The sequence below is a fragment of the Pseudomonas sp. NPDC088885 genome, from assembly GCF_044750025.1.
GTDB lineage: Bacteria > Pseudomonadota > Gammaproteobacteria > Pseudomonadales > Pseudomonadaceae > Aquipseudomonas > Aquipseudomonas rustica.
This window is the reverse complement of record NZ_JBIVJB010000007.1, coordinates 58,076-82,657: the sequence shown is the minus strand read 5'-3', so window position 1 is coordinate 82,657 and position 24,582 is coordinate 58,076. Positions and strand designations below refer to the sequence as shown.

The window sequence follows — 24,582 nt, the reverse complement described above, 5'->3', positions numbered from 1 at the left end:
ATGACTCAGCTCGATAACCTGTCTCTGGTTCAGCGATTCATCCGTTTGCCGCTCGCCCAGCGGCAAGCGTTTCTGCAAAAAATGCAGAGCAAGAACATGAGCTTTGCGGCGTTGCCGATTCCACCGGTGCGCGGTGAGTTCGAAACGATTGGCTTGTCGTTCGCGCAGGAGCGTCAGTGGTTCCTCTGGCAACTCGACCCGCACAGCGCCGCTTACCACGTGCCGACGGCATTGCGTTTGCGTGGTGCTCTTGATCTGTCGGCATTGCAGCGCAGTTTCGATGCCTTGCTCCAACGCCATGAAGTGCTGCGCACGGTGTTTGTCGATGGCGCGGACGGCCCGATTCAGGTAGTCCAGCCGCGACTTAGTCTGCCGCTGACTGCGCAGGTGCTGGACACGCCGCCCGACGATGCAGGCCTCAAGGCGTTGATCGACGCTGAAATCGCCACGCTGTTCGACCTGCAACAAGGCCCGTTGCTGCGGGTCAAGCTGCTGCAAATCGCGCCGGATGATCATGTGCTGGTGCTGACCCAACATCACATTATTTGCGATGGTGCTTCGGCGCAGATCATGGTCGATGATCTGGTCAAACTCTACGCCGCGCACAGCAGTGGCCAGCCAGCCAACCTCGCGGCTTTGCCGATCCAATACGCCGATTACGCGATCTGGCAGCGCAAGTGGATGGAGGCCGGTGAGCTGGAGCGGCAACTGGCGTACTGGACCGAACGTCTGGGCGATGGCGGCGAAGTTCTGCCATTGCCGACGGATCGTCCGCGTCCGGCGGTGCAAAGTCATCGCGGCGCGCGTCTGGATCTGAGCGTTGGCAGCGAGCTGAGCGAACGTCTGAAACAGTTGGCCCAGCGTGAAGGCATGACGTTGTTCATGGTCTTGCTGGCGTCGTTCCAGGCCTTGCTGCATCGCTACAGCGGTCTGGCGGATATCCGCGTCGGCGTGCCGGTGGCCAACCGTAATCGGGTCGAAACCGAAGGGCTGATCGGCTTCTTCGTCAACACCCAGGTGCTGGACGCTCAGGTGCAGGGCAGCATGTCCTTCAAGGCATTGCTGGCGCAGGTCAAACAGGCGTCGTTGGGCGCGCAAGCGCATCAGGATCTGCCGTTCGAGCAACTGGTGCATGCCCTCGCACCGGATCGACAGTCGAGCCACAACCCGCTGTTCCAGGTGATGTTCAACCATCAGGGCGGCGTGGCGGCGCAGGCGTTGCAACTGCCGGGGCTGCAAGTCGAAAGCCTCGACTGGAGTTCGCACACCGCCCAGTTTGATTTGACCCTCGATACACATGAGGCTGACGGCGCACTGGCAGCCACCCTCAGTTACGCCACCGACCTGTTCGATGCTGCCACCGTGCAGCGCATGGCCGGGCATTGGCTGAACCTGCTGCACGGCATCGTCGCCGACCCGCAGCAACGTATCGGCGAACTGCCGTTGCTGGACGCCAGCGAACAACAACAGAACATCGCCGAGTGGAACCCGAACCCGCGTAGTTTCCCGAGCGAAGCCTGCGCGCACCAACTGATTGCCGAACAGGCGCGTCTGCGTCCCGATGCAATCGCTGTGCGTTTCAACGAGCAGACCCTGAGCTACGGCGAACTAAACCGTCAGGCCAACCGCCGTGCTCATCAGTTGATCGCCCTCGGTGTCGGCCCGGACGTGCTTGTCGGTCTGGCCGCTGAGCGTGGTGTGGAAATGATCGTCGGCCTGCTGGCGATCCTCAAGGCTGGCGGCGCGTACGTGCCGCTCGACCCGACTTATCCGCAGGATCGTCTGGCCTACATGATCGAGGACAGCGGCATTCAGTTGCTGCTGAGCCAGGCTGCGCTGGCCGGTCAATTGCCGGTGCCGGACGGCGTGCAGACCTTGCTGCTGGACAGCGACGTCAGCGCATTCGCCGACACCGATCCGCAAGTGATGATGGCGTCGTCGAACCTCGCCTATGTGATTTACACCTCCGGTTCGACCGGTAAACCCAAAGGCACGTTGCTGCCGCACCAGAATATTTTGCGTTTGTTCGAAGCCACCGAGCCGTGGTTCGGTTTCGCCCCGACAGACGTCTGGAGCCTGTTCCATTCCTATGCCTTCGACTTCTCGGTCTGGGAGATTTTTGGCGCGTTGCTGCACGGCGGCGAACTACTTGTGGTGCCGTACGATGTCAGCCGTTCGCCGCAGGAATTCCATGAATTGCTCTGCGACGCTGGCGTCACCGTGCTCAACCAGACGCCGTCGGCGTTCAAGCAATTGATGCACGTGGCTTGCGCTGATGCTCGGGCGAATGCCTTGCGTTACGTGGTGTTTGGCGGCGAAGCGCTGGACGTGAAATCCCTGCGTCCGTGGTTCGAGCGCTTCGGCGATGCTGCCCCGCAACTGATTAACATGTACGGCATCACCGAAACCACCGTGCACGTGACGTATCGTCCATTGTCGGTGGCGGATCTTGAGCAGGACGCCAACAGCCCGATCGGCGAGCCAATCGCCGACCTGTCGTGGTACGTGCTCGACGGCGAACTGAACCCGGTGGCCAAGGGCTGCATCGGTGAGCTGTACGTTGGCCGTGCCGGTCTGGCGCGCGGTTATCTGAATCGCGGCGACCTCACTGCACTGCGCTTTATCCCCGATCCATTCGGCGAGAGCGGGGCGCGTCTGTACCGCACCGGCGACCTCGCGCAATACCGCAGCGACGGCGTGATCGAGTACGTCGGACGTATCGACCATCAGGTGAAAATCCGCGGTTTCCGCATCGAGCTCGGCGAAATCGAAGCACGCCTGAATGCCCTCGATGCCGTGCGCGAAGCGGTGGTGTTGGCGCAGGACGGGCCGAGCGGACAGCAACTGGTCGGCTACGTGATTGCCGCGCACAGCGTCGACAACGAAGCCGATTTACGCGAGCAACTGAAGGCACAACTCAAGGCCGATCTGCCGGATTACATGGTGCCGACGCACCTTCTGTTCCTCGAACAATGGCCGCTCACCGCCAACGGCAAGCTCGACCGCAAAGCGCTGCCGCCAGCGGACGCCAGTCAAGTTCAGCTGGATTACGTCGCGCCGCAAAGTGCGCTGGAACAACAGATCGCGGCGATCTGGCAGGACGTGCTGAAACTTGAGCGTGTCGGCCTCAGCGACAACTTCTTCGAACTCGGCGGCCACTCGCTGCTGGCCACGCAAATGGTTTCGCGCATCCGCCAGACCCTCGGCCTCAACCTGCAACTGCGCCAGTTGTTCGAAAACGCCAGCCTCAAAGCCTGCGTTGCAGCGCTGGAACAAACTCAAGTGGCCAAGCCTGCGAGCATCCCTCGGGCGCCGCGTGATCAAATACAACTGCCATTGTCGTTCGCTCAGCAACGTCAATGGTTCCTCTGGCAAATGGAGCCAGCGAGCGCGGCGTATCACATTCCGGCGGCGCTGCGTATTCACGGCGCGCTGGATCTGAACGCGCTGCAACGCAGTTTTGCCGAGCTGATCCAGCGTCACGAAAGCCTGCGCACGACCTTCGTGCAGGTCGATGAGCAAGCGTTCCAGGTGATTCATGCCGAACAGGCGCCGATCCTGCTGCCGGAGATTCTTGACTGCACCTCGGGCAATGCTGCCGAGCAGACTCAGGCTTATGTGCAGCGCCAGATCAGCCAGCCATTCGACCTGCAAAACGGCCCGCTGCTGCGCGTCGGTTTGTTGCAAGTGGCGCGCGAAGAACATGTGCTGGTGTTGACCCAGCATCACATCGTCTCCGATGGCTGGTCGATGCAACTGCTGGTGCAGGAATTGATTCAGCGCTACGCCGCGTATAGCCAGGGTCACTCGGTCGAGTTGGCCGAGCTGCCGATTCAGTACGCCGATTATGCGGTCTGGCAGCGCCAATTGATGGCGGCCGGCGAGCGTGAGCGCCAACTCGATTACTGGACTGGCGTGCTCGGCGGTGAGCAGCCTTTGCTGGAACTGCCGACTGATTGTCCGCGTCCGGCGCGGCAGAGTTTTGCCGGCGCCCGTCTGGGCATCGACCTGCCGCCGCTGCTCAGCCAGCAACTGCGGCAACTGGCCCAGCGCGAGGGCAGCACGCTGTTCATGCTATTGCTAGCCTCGTTCCAGAGCCTTTTGCATCGCTACAGCAATCAGTCGGACATTCGCGTCGGCGTGCCGATTGCCAACCGCAACCGGGTCGAGACCGAAGGCCTGATCGGCTTCTTCGTCAACACTCAAGTGCTCAAGGCCGAGGTTGATCCGCAGCAGCGTTTCAGTGCTCTGCTGGCGCAGGTCAAACACGCCGCCATCGGTGCCGAGGCGCATCAGGATCTGCCGTTCGAACAATTGGTCGAGGCGCTGCGCCCGGAACGCAATCTGAGTCACAGCCCACTGTTTCAGGTGTTGTACAACCATCAGAGTGCCGGGCGTCAGGCCCTGCCGGCGTTGCCGGGGCTGATCATCGAAGCGCAGGATTGGCACAGCCAGACCGCGCAGTTCGACCTGACCCTCGACACTCTTGAGGCAGATGGCCAACTCAGCGCCGCACTGACCTATGCCACCGACCTGTTCGACGCCGCCACCGTGCAGCGCATGGCCGGGCATTGGCTGAACCTGCTGCACGGCATCGTCGCCGATCCGCAGCAACGCATCGGCGAATTGCCGTTGCTGGACATCAGCGAACAGCAACAGAACATCGCCGAGTGGAATCCGAATCCACGCAGCTTCCCGACTGAAGCCTGCGCGCACCAACTGATTGCCGAACAGGCGCGTCTGCGTCCCGATGCAATCGCCCTGCGTTTCAACGAACAGACCCTGAGCTACGGCGAACTCAACCATCAGGCCAACCGCCGTGCTCATCAGTTGATCGCCCTCGGTGTCGGCCCGGACGTGCTGGTCGGTCTGGCCGCCGAGCGTGGTCTGGAAATGATCGTCGGCCTGCTGGCGATCCTCAAGGCCGGTGGCGCGTACGTGCCGCTCGACCCGACTTATCCGCAGGATCGTCTGGCCTACATGATCGAGGACAGCGGCATTCAGTTGCTGCTGAGCCAAGCTGCGCTGGCCGGTCAATTGCCAGTTCCAGAAGGCGTGCAAACGTTGCTGCTGGACAGCGATGTCAGCGCGTTCGCCGACACCGATCCGCAAGTGATGATGGCGTCGTCGAACCTTGCCTATGTGATTTACACCTCAGGTTCCACCGGCAAACCCAAAGGCACGTTGCTGCCGCACCAGAATATTTTGCGTTTGTTCGAAGCCACCGAACCGTGGTTCGGTTTCGCCCCGACGGACGTCTGGAGCCTGTTCCATTCCTACGCGTTCGACTTCTCGGTGTGGGAGATTTTCGGTGCGTTGCTGCACGGCGGCGAACTACTTGTGGTGCCGTACGACGTCAGCCGCTCGCCGCAGGACTTCCATGCGCTGCTGTGCGACGCCGGGGTCACCGTGCTCAACCAGACGCCATCGGCGTTCAAGCAATTGATGCACGTGGCTTGCGCCGATTCGCGGGCGAATGCTTTGCGTTACGTGGTGTTTGGCGGCGAAGCGCTGGACGTGAAATCCCTGCGTCCGTGGTTCGAACGCTTCGGCAATGCTGCCCCGCAACTGATCAACATGTACGGCATCACCGAAACCACCGTGCACGTGACGTATCGTCCATTGTCGGTGGCGGATCTTGAGCAGGACGCCAACAGCCCGATCGGCGAACCAATCGCCGACCTGTCGTGGTACGTGCTCGACGGCGAATTGAACCCGGTGGCCAAGGGCTGCATCGGTGAGCTGTACGTTGGCCGTGCCGGTCTGGCGCGCGGTTATCTGAACCGTAGTGACCTCACCGCACTGCGCTTTATCCCCGATCCATTCGGCGAAAGCGGGGCGCGCCTGTACCGCACCGGCGACCTCGCGCAATACCGCAGCGACGGCGTGATCGAGTACGTCGGACGTATCGACCATCAGGTGAAAATCCGCGGTTTCCGCATCGAGCTCGGCGAAATCGAAGCACGCCTGAATGCCCTCGATGCCGTGCGCGAAGCGGTGGTGTTGGCGCAAGACGGGCCGAGCGGTCAGCAACTGGTCGGCTATGTGATTGCCGCGCACAACGTCGATAACGAAGCCGATTTACGCGAACAACTGAAAGCTCAACTCAAGGCCGATCTGCCGGATTACATGGTGCCGACGCACCTGCTGTTCCTCGAACAATGGCCACTGACCGCCAACGGTAAGCTCGACCGCAAAGCGCTGCCGCCAGCGGACGCCAGTCAGGTGCAACTGGATTACGTCGCGCCGCAAAGCGAGCTGGAACAACAGATCGCGGCGATCTGGCAGGACGTGCTGAAACTTGAGCTTGTCGGCCTCAGCGATAACTTCTTCGAACTCGGCGGCGACTCGATCATCTCCATTCAGGTGGTCAGTCGTGCACGCGCGGCGGGCATTCGTTTCTCGCCGAATGATCTGTTCCAGCATCAGACCGTACAGGCGCTGGCTTCAGTGGCGCAGACCGGCACTGACCAGCAAGCAATCGATCAGGCCCCGGTTCAGGGCGCCGCGTTGCTGTTGCCGATCCAGCAAGCGTTCTTCGCCGAGGCGATTCCCGAGCGTCACCACTACAACCAGTCGGTACTGCTGAAACCGGCCAGCGCGTTGCGAGCCGAGCTTGTCGAACAAGCCTTGCAGGCACTGGTGCAGCATCACGATGCCTTGCGTCTGTCGTTCAGCGAAAGCGCTGAAGGCTGGCGCGCCGAGTACCGTCAAGCGGCGTCGGAAAACCTGCTGTGGGTGCGCGAAGTCGCCGATGCAGCGGCGCTGGAAGCCCTGGCCAATCAGGCCCAGCGCAGTCTGGATCTGCAAGCCGGGCCGTTGCTGCGCGGGGTGTTGGCGAACCTCGCCGATGGTACTCAACGGCTATTGTTGGTGATCCATCACCTGGCGGTGGACGGCGTGTCGTGGCGGATTCTGTTCGACGATCTGCAAACCGCTTACAACCAACTGCACGCCGGGCAGGCCGTGCAACTGCCGGCCAAGACCAGTTCGGTCAAAGCCTTCGCCGAACAGTTGCAGGGCCACGCCCGCAGCGCCGAACTGCAAGAACAATTGGCCTACTGGCAGGCGCAGTTGAGCGACGTGCAGGGTGACTTGCCGTGCCTTGATCCAGAGGCGGGCGCGCTCAATAGTCAGGCTGTCACCGTCGATACGCGACTGGACAAGCAACTGACCCGACAACTGCTGCAAGAAGCCCCGGCGGCGTATCGCACGCAGGTCAACGACCTGTTGCTGACCGCGCTGGCGCGGGTGATTTGCCGCTGGAGCGGGCACGCCAGCACCTTGATCGAGCTGGAAGGCCATGGCCGCGAAGAATTGTTCACCAACATCGATCTGACCCGCACCGTCGGTTGGTTCACCAGTATGTTCCCGGTGAAATTGACCCCGGCGGCTGACCTCGCCGATTCGATCAAGTCGATCAAGCAGGGCTTGCGCGCGATTCCCGATAAAGGCGTCGGTTTCGGTGCGCTGCGTTTTCTCGGTGACGACGCCACTCGTGCAGCGTTGCAGGCGCTGCCGCAACCGCGCATCACCTTTAACTACCTGGGCCAGTTTGACGGCAGTTTCGATGAAGCGCAGGGCGCGTTGTTCAGCCCCGCCAGCGAAGGCGCCGGCGACGAGCAGAGCCCGCTGACCACGCTCGGCAACTGGCTGACCCTCAATGGTCAGGTGTTCGACGGTGCGTTGAATCTGGGCTGGACGTTCAGTCGCCAGCAGTTCGATCCGGCGCTGATCCAGCAACTGGCCGATGACTATGCCGCTGAACTGGCGCTGTTGATCGCGCATTGCTGCGAGCCGAGCAATCAGGGCATGACGCCGTCGGACTTCCCGTTGGCCGACTTCACTCAGGCGCAGCTTGATGGTCTGGCACTGCCGGCGCGTGCGGTGGATGACATCTATCCGTTGGCGCCGATGCAGCAGGGCATGTTGTTCCACAGCCTCTATGAAAACGGCAGCGGGCATTACATCAACCAGATGTGCCTGGACATCGAAGGCCTCGATCCACAACGTTTCGAAAATGCCTGGCAGGCCGCCGTCGATGCCCACGATATTCTGCGCAGCAGTTTTATCTGGCAGGGCAGCGAGCGCCCGCTGCAAGTGGTGCACAAACAGGTGCGCGTGCCCTTCACGTCGCTGGACTGGAGCGCTCGCGCCGATGTCACGTCAGCACTCGCTGAACTGGCTTCGGCAGAGCTGGCGCAGGGCTTTGATCTGGCCTGCGCACCGTTGTTGCGTCTAGTGCTGGTGCAGACCGGCGCGCAGCGTTATCACCTGATTTACACCCATCACCACATCCTGATGGATGGCTGGAGCAATTCGCAGTTGCTCGGCGAAGTGCTGCAGCGTTATGACGGCCAGGCCTTGCCGCGTCAGGCCGGGCGCTACCGCGACTACATCAGTTGGCTGCAAGGGCGCGATGCCAAGGTCAGTGAAGCGTTCTGGCTGGAGCAACTGCGCTCGTTCGAGGCGCCGACCCGTCTCGCCGAAACCCGTTTAGGTGTTGACGAAGCGGCGTTCGCCAGCAGCCACGCCAGTCACTACCACTGGTTGGACAAGGTGCAGACCCAAGCCCTGAGTGAATTTGCGCGTACGCAGAAAGTCACCCTCAACACCGTCATCCAGGCCGCCTGGCTGTTGCTGCTGCAGCACTACACCGGGCATGCCACCGTGGCTTTCGGTGCGACCGTGTCCGGACGGCCGACCGAGCTCAAAGGCATCGAGCAGCAGATCGGCCTGTTCATCAACACCTTGCCGGTCATCGCCAGCCCTCGGCCGGAGCAAACGGTGTCTGCCTTGTTGCAACAGGTGCAGGCGCAAAACGTCGCCCTGCGCGAGCACGAGCACACGCCGCTGTTCGAGATTCAGCGCTGGGCCGGGCAGGGCGGCGAGGGCTTGTTCGACACCTTGCTGGTGTTCGAAAACTACCCGTTGTCGGACGCGCTGCAAGCGCAGGCACCGTCTGGGTTGAGCTTCGGCACCGTGGACAATCAGGAACAGACTAATTTCCCGTTGACCCTGGCCGTTAATCACAATGACACCCTGAGTCTGCACTTTACTTATGCCCACGCTGCTTTCCCTACACACACCGTCGAGCGCCTGGCTGAGCAGGTGGCACACGTGCTCGCGCAGATGGTGAGCACGCCGGCCGGCCGCAGCCTTGGCGAGATCGACTTGCTGGGCGATGTCACGCGCACGCTGTTGTTGCGCGACTGGAACGCCACGACTGTCGCAACGGCCGAGCACCATCAGGTGCAGCAATGCATCGAAGCGCAGGCACGGCTGACGCCGGACGCCGTGGCGCTGGTGACCGAGCAGACCACGCTGACCTATGCGCAACTCAATGCCCAGGCCAACCGTTTGGCCCATGCCTTGATCGAGCGCGGCGTCGGCCCCGACGTTTTGGTCGGTCTGGCGATGTCGCGTGGCGTGCAAATGGTGGTCGGCTTGCTGGCGATTCTCAAGGCTGGCGGCGCCTATGTGCCGCTGGATCCGGCGTATCCGCAGGATCGTCTGACCTACATGATCGAGGACAGCGGCATTGTCCTGCTGCTGACTGAAACCAGTCTGCAACCACGTTTTGCCGATGTCGCAGTGACCACGCTGTTGCTCGATCAGCCGGCGCATTGGCTGGATGCTTACAGCGAGCGCGATCCGCAGGTGCTGATCGATGAGCACAACCTCGCCTACGTGATCTACACCTCCGGCTCCACCGGCCAGCCGAAGGGCGTGACCCTGCGCCATGGCGGCCTGAGCAACCACATGCAGTGGATGCAGGAATGCCTGCAACTGACGCCTGCGGATCGCGTCCTGCAAAAAACCGCGATCAGCTTCGATGCGTCGGTCTGGGAATTCTGGCTGCCGCTGATGAACGGCGCGCAACTGGTGCTGGCCTCAGCGCAATTCAATCTCGACCTGACCACGCTGTGGGCCGACGTCGCGCGACTGCGCATCAGCGTGCTGCAAATGGCGCCGTCGCTGTTGCAAGCGTTGCTGCCGCTGGCGACGCGTGAGCAACTGGCTTCGTTGCGCCTGTTGCTGTGCGGTGGCGAGGCCCTGAGTGCGCACCTTTCACGTGAAGTGATGGCGCTGTTCGACGGTGAGTTGCGCAATCTCTACGGCCCGACCGAAGCGACCATCGACACCAGCAGCCACACGGTGCCGCGCACGGTCGCAGACGACGCGCGAATCATGCCGATCGGGCGCCCGATCAACAACGTGCGCACCTACGTGCTGGACGCGGCGCTGCAACCTTGCGCCATCGGTGCGACGGGTGAGTTGTACATCGCCGGTGATTCTCTGGCCCGTGGTTATCACCAGCGCGGCGCACTGACCGCCGAACGCTTTATTCCGGATCCGTTCGCCGGTTTTGGCGGTCGTCTGTACCGCACCGGCGACCTGGCGCGTTATGCCGAAGACGGCGTGATCGAATACATCGGTCGTATCGACCATCAAGTGAAGATTCGCGGTCTGCGCATCGAACTCGGTGAAATCGAAGCACGTCTGCAAGCGCTGCCTGAAGTGCGTGATGCGGTAGTGCTGGCGCGGGAAGAACTGAGCGGGCCGAACCTGGTCGCGTATCTGGTCAGCCACGACAACAGCCTCGACGCGGCACCTCTGGCCGAACAACTCAAAGCGCAATTGGCCCGGCAGGTGCCGGATTTCATGGTGCCGACCCACCTGATCTTCCTTGACCAATTGCCGCTGACGCCCAACGGCAAACTCGATCGCAAGGCCTTGCCGGCACCGGACACCCGCGCGCATCAGTCGGTTTATCTGGCGCCGCAGAGCGAGCTGGAATGCAAGGTCGCGGCGATCTGGCAGGACGTGCTGAAAATCGACCAGGTCGGGCTGGCTGACGACTTCTTTGAACTCGGCGGGCACTCACTGCTGGTGGTCAATGTGGTCTCGCGCCTGCAACTCGAACTGGGCCTGAAGCTGACGCCCCAACTGATATTCCAATTCCCGGTGCTGGGTGCGTTTGTCGCGCAACTCGAGCAGTCCGGCGAGCAAATGAGCACGTCGAAATTGAGCAAGCTTGAAGCGCTGCTTGATGAATTTGAGGAGGTTTGATGGACACCGCTGTCGCACAACGTATTGCCAGGCGCTTCATAACGCTGCCGCTGGAAAAACGTCGCCTGTACTTGCAGAAAATGCTCGAAGAGGACGTTTCCCCGGCGAACCTGCCGATTCCGCCTGTCAGTGCCGAGTTCGACACCTTGTCGTTGTCTTTCGCCCAGGAACGTCAATGGTTCCTGTGGCAGCTGGATCCCGAAAGCGCGGCGTACCACATGCCCACGGCCCTGCGTTTGCGCGGGCCGCTGGACGTCGCTGCACTGGAGAAGAGCTTCAATGCGCTGGTGGCGCGCCACGACAGTCTGCGCACCACCTTCGTGCTCAACGGCGAGCACGCTGTGCAGCAAGTCCACGCGGTTTCGCCAGTGCAGCTGCAAGCGCAAGTGCTGGCGCAGAGGCCGGACGACACGCAACTGCGCCACTTGATCGAAGAAGAAACCCGCCAACTGTTCGACCTGCAACAAGGGCCATTGCTGCGCACACGTCTGCTGCAACTGGCACCCGACGATCATGTGCTGATCGTGACCTTGCACCACATCGTCTCCGATGGCTGGTCGATGCAGGTGATGGTTGAGGAACTGGTCAAAGGTTACGCCGCGTTCATTGAAGGGCAGGCGCCGGTGATGCCCGAGTTGCCGATCCAGTACGCCGACTATGCGATCTGGCAGCGGCACTGGATGGAGGCGGGCGAGCGTGAGCGTCAACTCGAATACTGGATCGCGCGCCTCGGCGGTCAGCAACCGGTACTCGAATTGCCAACTGATTTTGCCCGCCCGGCGGTCATGAGTTATCGCGGTGCCCGTCTGGAACTGGACATCGACGCGGCGCTGGTCAGCGGCCTCAAGCAGATGGCGCAGCGCGAAGGGGTCAGTCTGTTCATGATCCTGCTGGCCTCGTTCCAGGCTTTGCTGCATCGCTACAGCGGTCAGAACGACATCCGCGTCGGTGTGCCGACGGCCAACCGTAATCGGGTGGAAACCGAGCGCCTGATCGGCTTTTTCGTCAACACTCAAGTACTCAAGAGCGAGGTCGACAGTCAGGACGCGTTCAGCGCATTGCTGCAGCAGGTCAAGCAGACTGCGCTGGGCGCGCAGGCGCATCAGGATCTGCCGTTCGAGCAATTGGTCGAAGCGCTGCAACCCGAGCGCAACCTCAGTCACAGTCCGCTGTTCCAAGTGATGTTCAATCACCAGACCCAAGGCCTGTCGACTGCAGCGCCGGTGGGCGGTTTGAAAGTCGAGGGTTTGCGTTGGGACAGCCACAGCGCGCAGTTCGATCTGACCCTGGAAACCGTCGAGCACAGCGACGGCCTGTCGGCGGCGCTGATCTACGCCACCGACCTGTTTGGCGCCGACACCGTTACGCGCATGGCCGGGCATTGGCAGAACCTGTTGCGCGGGATTGTCACCAATCCTGGCCAGTCCATCGGCGAGCTGCCGCTGCTGAGCGCCGCCGAGTATCAAGCGCACCTCAACGACGGTAACCGCAGCGTCGCGCCGGCACCTGAAAAAGGCTTCGTTCATCAGCTGTTTGAAGCGCAAGCGGCGCGCACCCCCGATGCCCCGGCGCTGGTGATTGATGGCCAGCGCTTGAGCTACGCCCAGCTCAATGCCCGGGCCAATCAGTTGGCGCGCAAGCTGCAAACCCTTGGTGTGGCGCCGGATGTGCTGGTCGGTATTTCAGTCGAGCGCAGCACGCACATGCTGGTGGGCCTGCTGGCGATCCTCAAGGCGGGCGGCGCCTACCTGCCGCTGGATCCGGCGTTCCCGCAGGATCGTCTGGCGTACATGATCGACGACAGCGGCATCGATTTGCTGTTGACGCAGAACTCGCTGCTCAGCCAGTTGCCCGTACCGGACTCGCTCACCACGTTGGTGCTGGATCAAGAGGGCGATTGGCTCGACGGCTTTGCCTGCGAAGATCTGCCGACACGACTGCACGGCGAACATCTGGCCTACGCGATCTATACCTCCGGCTCGACCGGCCAGCCGAAAGGCGTGATGGTTCGCCACGCTGCGTTGACCAATTTCGTCGCCAGCATGGCCAAGGCGCCGGGCATGGTGGCACAGGATCGCGCGCTGTCGTTGACCACGTTCTCCTTCGATATTTTTGGCCTGGAAATCTATGTGCCGCTGATGGTTGGCGCCTGCATTGTCCTGACCGGGCAGGAGGTCGCGCAGGATCCGTACGCGGTGCTGGCGCTGATTGCTGCCGAGCAGGTCAACGTGGTGCAAGCAACACCGTCGACCTGGCGCATGCTGCTCGACAACGAAAACGCCGCGCAACTGCGCGGTTGCAAGTGCCTGTGCGGTGGCGAAGCACTGCCTCAGGAACTGGCGGTGCGCATGCTCGCCCTCGGCGGTGAAGTGTGGAACCTCTACGGGCCGACCGAAACCACGATCTGGTCGGCGTTGCATCCGCTGCGCTCGCAAGATGCACAACCGTGGCTGGGCGGGCCGATCGACAACACCTCGCTGTACATCGTCGGCGCCGATTTGCTGCCGGTGCCTTATGGCGTGGCCGGTGAGTTGCTGATCGGCGGTGAAGGCCTGGCGCGCGGTTACTTTCAGCGACCGGCGCTGACGGCCGAACGTTTCGTACCGCATCCATATGCCGCGACGGGCGAGCGTCTGTACCGCACCGGCGACCTCGCACGGCAGCGTGCCGACGGCATCATCGAATACCTCGGCCGCATCGATCATCAAGTGAAAATTCGTGGCTTCCGCATTGAATTGGGCGAGATCGAAGCGCGTCTGCTCGAACAGGACGCCGTGCGCGAAGCCGCCGTGCTGGCCCAGGATGCGCCGGGTGGTCAGGCGTTGGTGGCCTACGTTGTGCCGAGTGCTGATCTGAGCACGCTGGATGCCGACGCACAAAGCCGTTTGCGCGACAGCCTCAATGCACGCCTCAAGATCAATCTGCCGGATTACATGGTGCCGGCGCACATGGTGCTGCTGGCGCGGTTCCCGCGGACGCCGAACGGCAAGCTCGATCGCAAACAGTTGCCCAAACCCGATGCCAGTCAATGGCGCAAAACCTATGTGGCACCAGAGACGCCGGTGCAACAGGCGGTAGCGGCGATCTGGGCCGAGATTCTCAAGGTCGAGCGCGTTGGCCTGAGCGACAACTTCTTCGAATTGGGCGGTCATTCGTTGCTGGCCACGCAAGTGGTGTCGCGCATCCGCCAGCAACTCGAGATTCAAGTGCCGCTGCGCCTGCTGTTCGCCCACAACAGCCTGCAAGGGTTTGTCCAAGCGATGGACTCGGCGTCGACCGAGCAGGAATCGGTGATCAGCCGCGTTCCGCGAGAACAGCCGCTGGCCTTGTCTTTCGCGCAACAGCGGCAGTGGTTCCTCTGGCAACTGGATCCGACCAGCAGCGCTTATCACATCCCGGCGGCGCTGCGCTTGCGCGGCGCACTGGATCCAGCGGCGTTGCAACAGAGTTTCGATGCGCTGGTCGAGCGTCACGAAAGTTTGCGCACCCGCTTCGTGCTGGACAACGAACGTCCGGTGCAAGTGATCGAAGATGCTGCTGCCGTGACCATTGCGCTTGCAGCGGTCGATGCCGCGCTCGACGCGCAAGGCCTGCGCGGGTTGATTGAAGCCGAAACCCGGCAACTGTTCGATTTGCAGCGTGGGCCGCTGCTGCGGGTCAAACTCCTGCAATTGGCAGCTGACGACCATGTGCTGATGCTGACCCAACACCACATTGTTTCTGATGCCTGGTCGATGCAAATCATGGTCGATGATCTGATGCAGTTGTACGCCGGTTTCAGTCAGGGTCAACCGGCTGCGCTGGCGCCGTTACCGATCCAGTACGCCGATTATGGCCACTGGCAGCGGCAATGGCTGGAGGCGGGGGAGCAGCAACGGCAACTGGATTACTGGACGGCGCAGTTGGGCGGCGAGCAGCCGATTCTTGAATTGGCCACCGATCATCCGCGTCCGGCGCAGCAAAGCTATCGCGGTGCGCGTCTGCCGATCAGCCTGGAACCGGCACTGGCTGAAGGCCTCAAGCGTCTGGCCAAAGAGCGCAACACCACGCTGTTCATGCTGTTGTTGGCGAGCTTCCAGACCCTGTTGCATCGCTACACCGGGCAAAACGATATTCGCGTCGGTGTGCCGATCGCCAACCGTAACCGGGTCGAGACCGAGCGCCTGCTGGGCTTCTTCGTCAACACTCAAGTGCTCAAGGCTGAGATCGACGGCAACCTGCGTTTCGACCAGTTGCTTGATCAGGTCAAACAGCGCGCATTGGGCGCGCAGGCGCATCAGGATCTGCCATTCGAGCAGTTGGTGGAATTGCTCGCACCCGCTCGTAACCTGAGTCATACACCGTTGTTCCAGGTGATGTTCAACCATGCCAGCGATGCGCGTCGCGCCGTTTCGACGTTGCCAGGCCTGAGCCTCGAAGAACTGACCTGGGACGCCGGCACCGCGCAGTTCGACCTGACGCTGGACACCTTCGAGTTCGATGAAGGCATCAGTGCGGCGCTGTCGTATGCCAGCGATCTGTTCGAACCTTCGACCATCGCTCGTCTCGGCGAACATTTCCTCAACCTGCTGCGCGCTATCGTCGCGCAGCCGACCCGACGCATTGGCGAACTGCCGCTGCTCGACGCGGCCCAGCGCCGAGTGATCGTCGAGGACTGGAACCACACATTTGCCGACTACCCGAACCAGCAGCCGGTGCATCATCTGATCGAAGCGCAGGTCGAGCGTGATCCGCACGCGGTGGCGCTGGTGTTCGAAGGGCAATCACTGACCTACCGTGAGCTGAACGAGCGGGCCAACCGTTTGGCCCATGCCTTGATCGCACGGGGCATCGGCGCGGATGTGCTGGTGGGCATTTCGCTGCATCGCAGTCTGGAAATGGTTATTGGCTTGTTAGCCATTCTCAAGGCTGGTGGCGCTTACGTGCCGCTGGATCCGGAGTACCCGACGGAACGTCTGGCGTACATGATCGATGACAGCGGCATTCAGTGGCTGCTGACGCAGCAGGCGCTGCTCGACACCTTGCCGATTCCCGACCGCGTGCAGACGCTGTTGCTCGACGCCGATGACGCGTGGCTGGGCGACGCTGCCTCAAGCAATCCGACGCCGGCGCTGACCGCGCACAATCTGGCGTACGTGATTTACACCTCCGGCTCTACCGGCAAGCCAAAAGGCGCCGGCAACAGCCACGGCGCGCTGACTAACCGTTTGTGCTGGATGCAGCAGGCCTATGAGCTGCGCGCTGGCGACAGTGTGCTGCAAAAGACCCCGTTCAGTTTTGACGTGTCGGTGTGGGAGTTTTTCTGGCCATTGATGACCGGCGTACGTCTGGTCGTCGCGGCACCGGGCGACCATCGTGATCCGGCGAAACTGGTCAGCCTGATCGAGCGCGAAGCGATCACTACCCTGCATTTCGTGCCGTCGATGCTGCAAGCGTTTGTCCTCGATGCCCATGTCAGCCGCTGCACCAGCCTGACCCGCATCGTTTGCAGCGGTGAAGCGCTGCCGGTCGATGCGCAGCAACAGGTTTTCGCCAAGTTGCCGAATGCCGGTTTGTATAACCTCTACGGCCCGACCGAAGCGGCCATCGATGTGACCCATTGGACCTGCCGCGATGAAGGTCGCGATGCGGTGCCGATCGGCGAACCGATTGCCAACCTGATGACCTACATTCTCGACGCCGAACTCAATCCGGTGCCGAGCGGCGTCAATGGCGAGCTGTACCTCAGCGGCCTGGGCCTGGCGCGCGGCTACCACCGTCGTCCGGAATTGACCGCCGAACGCTTTGTCGCCAGTCCGTTCGTGGCCGGCGAGCGCCTGTATCGCACCGGCGATCTGGCGCGCTATCGCCCGAACGGTGTGATCGATTACATCGGTCGCATCGACCATCAGGTGAAAATCCGTGGTTTCCGTATCGAGCTGGGCGAAATCGAAGCGCGCCTGCTGGAACATGACGCCGTGCGTGAAGCGGTGGTCGTCGCGCAGGACAGCCGCAGCGGCAAAGTCCTCAGTGGTTATGTCGTCGCCACGGAATTTGACGCGACGGACTGGCCGTCGATGCGCGAAACCCTGCAGGCGCATTTACGCCAGACCCTGCCGGAACACATGGTGCCGGCGCACTTGACCCTGTTGCAGAGCATGCCGCTGAGCCCCAATGGCAAGCTCGACCGCAAGGCACTGCCGGCACCTGACGTGGCTGAAGCCCAGCAACTTTTCGTCGCGCCGATCAATGCGATCGAAACAGCGCTGGCGCAGATCTGGCAAGCGGTGCTCGGCGTGGCTCAAGTCGGTACGGCAGACAATTTCTTCGCCCTCGGTGGCGACTCGATCAACTCGATTCAAGTGGTCAGCCGCGCCCGACAGCAGGGCATAGGCCTGACGCCGAAAGACCTGTTTTTGCATCAGAACATTCAAGCGCTGGCGCGCGTGGCCACGGCGACTGAGGATGCGGTGATCGACCAAGGCCCGGTCACCGGCGACAGTCCGCTGGTGCCGATGCAGCAGTGGTTTTTCGCCAGTGATATTCCGCACCGCGAGCACTGGAACCAGTCGGTGATGCTAACGCCGCGCGAGGCGCTGAACGTCGCGCACTTGCAGCAGGCGTTGGCGCATGTCGTGGCGCATCACGACGCTTTGCGTCTGCGTTTTGTGCAGGCGAGCAATGGCGCCTGGCAGGCCAGCCATCAGGCGCTGGCCGAGCAGGTGTCGGAAATCTGGCAACGCACAGCCGAAAGCGCTGACGAAATCGTCGCCATCGCCGATCAGGCCCAGCGCAGTCTCGATCTGCAAAACGGCCCGTTGTTGCGCTGCACATTGATTGCCGTGCAGGACGGCAGCGAACGTCTGCACCTGGCGATCCATCACCTGGTGATGGACGGTGTATCGTGGCGCGTGCTGCTGGAAGATTTGCAGAATGCTTATCGTCAGCTCAGTGCCAATCAACCGGTGACGTTGCCGGCAAAATCCACGGCGTTGAAAACCTGGGCCGAGCAGTTGCAGGCTTACGCGCACAGCGAAACGCTGAACAAGGAACTCGACTACTGGAGCCGTCAACTCGATCAGGCCTTGCCGGAGTTGCCGCGCAGTCGTCCCGAGGGCAGTCAGGCGTCGGTGCATGGTCGTTCGGTCAATACGCGTCTGGATGCCGAGCAGACCCATCGTCTGCTCAAACAGGCGCCGTCGGCGTATCGCACTCAGGTCAATGACCTGTTGCTCAGCGCCCTGGCGCAAGTGATTTGCCAGTGGACGGCGCAGCCGGCGTGTCTGGTGCAGCTTGAGGGGCATGGTCGCGAAGAGTTGTTCGATGGCGTCGACCTGAGCCGCACGGTGGGCTGGTTCACCAGCCTGTTCCCGGTGCTGCTGACCCCGGCGAAACAGCCAGCCGAAGCGATCAAACGCATCAAGGAACAACTGCGCGCGGTGCCGGAAAAAGGTCTGGGCTATGGCGTGTTGCGCTACCTCGGTGCGGACGCTGTCCAGCAGCGTCTGGCGCAATTGCCGCAAGCGCGGATTACCTTCAACTACCTCGGCCAGTTCGACCAGAGCTTCGATGAGCAGGCACTGTTTGTGCCGAGCGAAGAGGGCAGCGGGGCCGGGCACGGCGACGACGTCGCCTTGAGCAACTGGCTGACCATTGATGGCCGGGTGTTCAACGGACAGTTGTCGCTGGACTGGACGTTCAGCCGCGATGTCTTCGACGAAGCGGTGATTCAGCAACTGGCCGATGCCTACGCGGTAGCGCTGGAGCAATTGATCGAACATTGCTGCACCCAGGAGCACTTGGGCCTGACGCCGTCCGACTTCCCGCTGACGCGTCTGACCCAGCCGCAGCTGGATCGTCTGCCGGTGCCCGTGGCGCAGGTGGAGGATATTTACCCACTGTCGCCGATGCAGGACGGCATGTTGTTCCACACCTTGGCCGACGACAGTTCCGGTTTGTACATCAACCAGATCAGCCTGCCGGTGCACGGTCTGGACACCGAACGCTTTGCACAGGCTTGGCAATACGTGATCGGCCGCGAAGACATTTTGCGCACCAGTTTCCACTTCCCCGAAGGCTCGAATACCCCGGTGCAGATCGTCCATCGTCAGGTGGAGTTGCAACTGACGGTGGAAGACTGGCGCGTGCGAGACATCAGTGAAGCCGCCGTCACCGAACGAGCGACCGCCGATTATCTGGCCGGTTTCGACCTCAGTCAGGCGCCATTGCAGCGCGTCTTGCTACTGCGTCTGGAAGACGATCGCTACCAGATGATCTGGACCTGCCATCACATCCTGATGGATGGCTGGAGCAGTTCGCGGTTGTTCGGCGAAGTCATGCAGTTCTACAGCCACGGCCAGGTGCAGGGCCGTAATGGTCGCTATCGTGAATTCATCGAGTGGCTGCAACGTCAGGATCAGGGTTCGCTGGAAAGTTTCTGGCGCAGTCGCCTCGAACCGCTGGAGCAGGCGACGTCGCTGAATCAGGCGATGTTCCCGCGACATGTCGAGGAACTGCCGGGGCACGAGGCGATTTATTCACGGTGGGACGCGGCGCAAACCGCGCGTTTGCAGCAGGCTTGCCGTGCTTTGCAAATCACCCCGAACACGTTGATTCAGGGGGCGTGGTTGCTGTTGCTGCAACGCTTTACCGGGCAGAACACCGTGGTATTTGGCGCGACCGTTTCCGGTCGCCCGGCCGGTTTGGCCAACGCCGACAATATTCTTGGCCTGTTCATCAACACCTTGCCGGTGATCCAGACCTTGCGGCCGGAACAGCCGCTGGATCAGTGGCTGCAGCAACTGCAGGCTTACAACACCGATATTCGCGAGTTTTCCCATGCACCGTTGGCGGACATTCAGCGCTGGTCGGGGCTGGGCGGGCAGGGCTTGTTCGACAGCATCATCGTCTTCGAGAACTACCCGATCGACGAGCGTCTTAGCGAGCAGCAGGACAGCGGTCTGAGCTTCGGTGAGTCACGCAATCATGACGTGACCAATTTCCCGATGGATCTGGCAGTCAATCTCGGCGAGCAACTGTCCATCGAGTATCTGTTCCTGCGTAACGCATTCAGCCTTGAGGCGGTGGAGCAGATCCGTCGCACGCTGGAAGACACCCTTGAAGCGATGATCGCCGCGCCAAGCGTGTGCCTGGGCAACCTGCAGCGTTTGTCCGCGCAGCAATGGCAAGCGTTTGAACAATGGAGCGCAGCGCCTGAGGCGAGTTATCAGGCGCAGTTGCTGCCCGAATTGATTGCTCGTCATGCGCAGTCGCGGCCTGAGGCCACGGCACTGGTCTGCGGTGACGCTACCCTGAGTTACGCTGAGCTGGAGCGTCGCGCCAACCGTCTCGCCCATCGACTGATCGAACTGGGTGCCGGGCCGGAAGTGGTCATCGGTGTGGCGCTGGAACGTTCGGTGGAAATGGTCGTGGCATTGCTGGCGGTGATGAAAAGCGCTTCGGCGTATGTGCCGTTGGACATCGATTATCCGCCGGAGCGTCTGGCGTTCATGATCGAAGATTCGGCGATGGCGCTGCTGCTCACCCACACGCAGGTGCAAGATCGCTTGCCGGTGGTCGAGGGGCTGGCGCGTCTGGCTATCGATGAATTCGACGACAGCGCTTACCGCGACACACCTCCGGTCAGCGGCTTGCTCGCGGGCAATCTGGCGTATCTGATTTACACCTCCGGCTCGACCGGAAGGCCGAAAGGCGTCGCGGTGGCGCACGGGCCGATGAGCATGCACTGCCAGGCCATTGCCGAGCTATACGACATGGACGAGCGCACCCGTGAGCTGCATTTCATGTCGTTTGCCTTCGACGGTGCCCACGAGCGCTGGCTGAGCACGCTGTTCAGCGGCGGCACGCTGGTGATTCGCGACGCCAGTTTGTGGACACCGGAGCAGACCTTCGAGGCCTTGCATCAGCACGCGATCACGATTGCCTGTTTCCCGCCGGCCTACCTTAAACAACTGGCCGAATACGCTGCACACAGCCAATTGGCGCCGCCGCCGGTACGCGTATATTGCTTTGGCGGCGACGCGGTGCCGGATCAAACCTTTGAGCAAGTGAAAGCCGCGTTGCGTCCGCAATTCTTCACCAACGGTTATGGCCCGACCGAAACAGTGGTCACGCCGATGCTGTGGAAGGTGCCGGTCAGCGAACGCTGTGAAGCGGCGTACGCGCCGATCGGTCGTGCTGTCGGCGAACGTGCGTTGTACGTGCTCGACGAAGATCTCAACCCGCTGCCGCCGGGCATCGCCGGCGAGCTGTACATCGGCGGCCAGGGTATCGCCCGTGGCTACTACCAGCGTCCGGATCTGAGCGCCGAGCGTTTCGTGCCGGACCCGTTCGGGCCGCCGGGCGATCGTCTGTACCGCAGCGGCGATCTGGTGCGCCAGCGTGCCGACGGTGTGCTCGATTACGTCGGGCGCATCGACCATCAGATCAAGGTGCGCGGGTTCCGTATCGAACTCGGCGAAATCGAAGCCAGTCTGCGTCAGCTCGCCGACGTCAGCGATGCCTTGGTGATCGCCCGCGACAGTGCCTCGGGTAAACAACTGATCGGTTATGTGGTGACGCCGCAGGGTGTGGCTATCGGTGATCGACTCAAGTCCGAATTGCGTGCGCAACTGCCGGACTACATGGTGCCGGCGCAGGTGATCTGCCTTGCCGCGCTGCCCGTCACGCCGAACGGCAAACTCGATCGCCAGGCCTTGCCGGAACCCGAGTTCAAGGGCGCGGAATATGTGGCCGGGCGCACCCGTGACGAGCAACTGCTGGCCGAGGTCTGGGCCGATGTGTTGCAAGTCGAGCGGGTGGGCATTACCGACAACTTCTTCGAACTGGGTGGCGACTCGATCCTCAGCCTGCAAGTGGTGTCGCGGGTGCGCAACCACGCGGAGCTGAAGATGGATCTGAAACTGCGCGACCTGATGCGTGGACAGACCATCGAAGCGATTTTCGAACAGCGTTCGAGCGCAGTGGCAAGCGTGGTGGAAGACGTGACGCAGGTGGCGGCCGAAGGGCAGTTCAACCTGATTCCGATCCAGCAATGGCTGTTCGATCAGCGCATGAGCGAGCCGCATCACTACAACCAGGCGCTGATGTTGCGTGCGCGGCAAGCACTGAATCTGCCGGCGCTGGAAATGGCCCTGCGCGCAATGATGCAGCAACACGACGCCCTGCGTCTGCGCTTCAGCGATGTCGGCGGGCGCCATTATCAGCATTACCAACCGCTGGCGGAGATGCAGGCGCAGTGGGCCAACGAAGCGTTGCTGTGGCAGCACGAAGTGGCCGATGAAGCCGAACTGGAACTGTATGCCGAGCAGGTGCAACGCAGCCTCGATCTGCACAATGGGCCGGTGTGGCGCACGGCGCACGTAACGTTGCCTGCTGGCGAAAGCCGTGTGCTGATGGTCATTCATCACTTGGTCATCGACACGGTGTCATGGCGTTTGCTGTTGCAGGATTTGCAGGTGGCTTACGAGGCGTACAGCGCCGGTGGCTCACCGAACCTGCCGATTCGCACCAGCAGCTATCGCGCCTGGGCCGAAGGCTTGCAAGCCTACGCGGCGGATTATCCGCCCGAGGAAAAGGCCTGGTGGCTGGCGCAGATCGACCAGCCCGGCAGCGAGTTGCCGTGCGATAACCCGCGTGGCAAGAATCAGGTGCAATACCAGTCGGTGGCGCATTTGGGCTTGTCGGAACAGCACACCCAGCAACTGCTCAAGCAAGTGCCGGCGGTGTATCAGACGCAGATCAACGATGTGCTGCTGGCGGCGTTGAGCCGGGTGCTGTGCCGCTGGAGTGAGCAGTCTTCGGTGCTGATTCAGCTTGAAGGCCACGGGCGTGAAGATCTGGTCAAGGACATCGACTTGAGCCGCAGTCTGGGCTGGTTCACCAGCATGTTCCCGGTGCGCCTGATGCCCGGCGAAAACGCCGACATCGGTACCTCGGTGCGCGCCGTGCAGCGGCAATTGGCGGCGGTGCCAAATAAAGGTCTGGGCTACGGCGTGCTGCGTCACATGAGCGGCGGGGCGATGGCCGAGACCTTGAGTCAGGCACCGCAGGCGCGCGTGACCTTCAACTATTTGGGGCAGTTCGACCAAAGCTTTGACGACAAAGCCATGCTGGTGCCGGCGGCAGAAAGCTACGGCAGTTGCTACAGCCCGCATGCTGCGCTGGGCAACTGGCTGGAAGTGGTCGGTCAGGTGTTCGACGGGCGCCTGGCCTTGCGCTGCATCTACAGCACTCGCCGTTACCGCGCCGAGACTGTCGAGCAACTGATGCGCGAGTATCAGGCGGAACTGGAGGCGCTGATCGAGCACTGTGTCGCACAAGCGGCCTAAGTATTGGCCCTGATCCATCGTTATACATAGAGGAGCCCTTGCGGCTCCTCTTTTGTCTGTGGCTTTTTCATAAGGAAACCTGCGATGTCCCTGCATCCGGAACTCAATGCCTTCCTCGACTTGGCCGAAGAAAGCCAGGCCGATGGCCCCGGCCCGTTTCATTTGTCGACGCCGGCTCAGGCCCGGGAAGCCTTCGAGCGCACCACGGTGCAGTTGCGCTGGGGCGCGCCGACGGATGTCAGCGTCATGACGGTGCCGTACACCGCGCGTGATGGCGCCAGTCTGGAGCTGCGTTTATATCGGCCCGCCAATGCGCAGGCCGAGGCGCTGCCGGTGCTGGTGTATTTCCACGGTGGCGGTTATGTGGTTGGCAGCCTGCAATCCCATGACGGCGTGTGTCGCGAGTTCTGCGCGCGTACGCCGTGCGCGGTGTTGTCGGTGGGTTATCGCGTGGCGCCGGAACATAAGTTTCCAACGCCGCTCAATGATGGTGCTGATGCCTTGGCGTGGCTGGCGCAGCACGCTGTGGCTGAAGGTCTGGACATCAACCGCGTGGCGTTCGGTGGCGACAGTGTTGGCGCGACACTGGCGATAGTGTTGGCCCTGCAAGCGGCGCGCGATCCGGCTTCGCTGGCAATCACGCCTTGTCTGCAACTGCTCTGCTATCCGGTAACGGACGCTTCCACCAGCAGCCCCTCGACCGAGCTGTTTGGCGAAGGTTATCTGCTGGAAAGCGAGACGCTGGAGTGGTTCTACCGGCACTACGCCAACGACGCGGCGGATCGTCTCGACTGGCGCTTCTCACCGCTGCTGGCGACGGATTACCAAGGCATGGCCCCGGCCGTCATCGCCTTGGCTGGCCACGATCCATTGCTCGACGAAGGCCGCGCTTATGCCCGGCGTCTGCAAGAGCACGGCGTGACCGTGGAGCTGATCGAATACACAGGTTTGATTCACGACTTCCTGCGTCTGCAGAGCGTGGTGCCGGACATCGATAACGTCTACACCCAACTCACCCAAAGCCTGCGCACAGCCATCTCACACTAAACACGTCCCCTGTAGGAGCTGCCGAAGGCTGCGATCTTTTGCTCTTTAAGATCAACAGATCGCAGCCTTCGGCAGCTCCTACAAAAAGCGGTTTCAGGGCATAAAAAAACCGGGCAATCGCCCGGTTTTTTTG

Annotated in this window: 1 protein-coding gene and 1 pseudogene; both read left to right on the top strand. The window is 61.8% G+C overall.

Features of this window, described 5'->3' with window-relative positions:
• A pseudogene (locus ACIP1X_RS06755) lies at positions 1 to 23,402 on the top strand (non-ribosomal peptide synthase/polyketide synthase).
• An 84-nt stretch (positions 23,403 to 23,486) separates the two neighbouring features.
• Positions 23,487 to 24,449, top strand: a complete 963-nt coding sequence (locus tag ACIP1X_RS06750) for an alpha/beta hydrolase (RefSeq protein WP_400750514.1) — start codon at positions 23,487 to 23,489, stop codon at positions 24,447 to 24,449.
• The last annotated feature ends 133 nt before the right edge of the window (positions 24,450 to 24,582 follow it).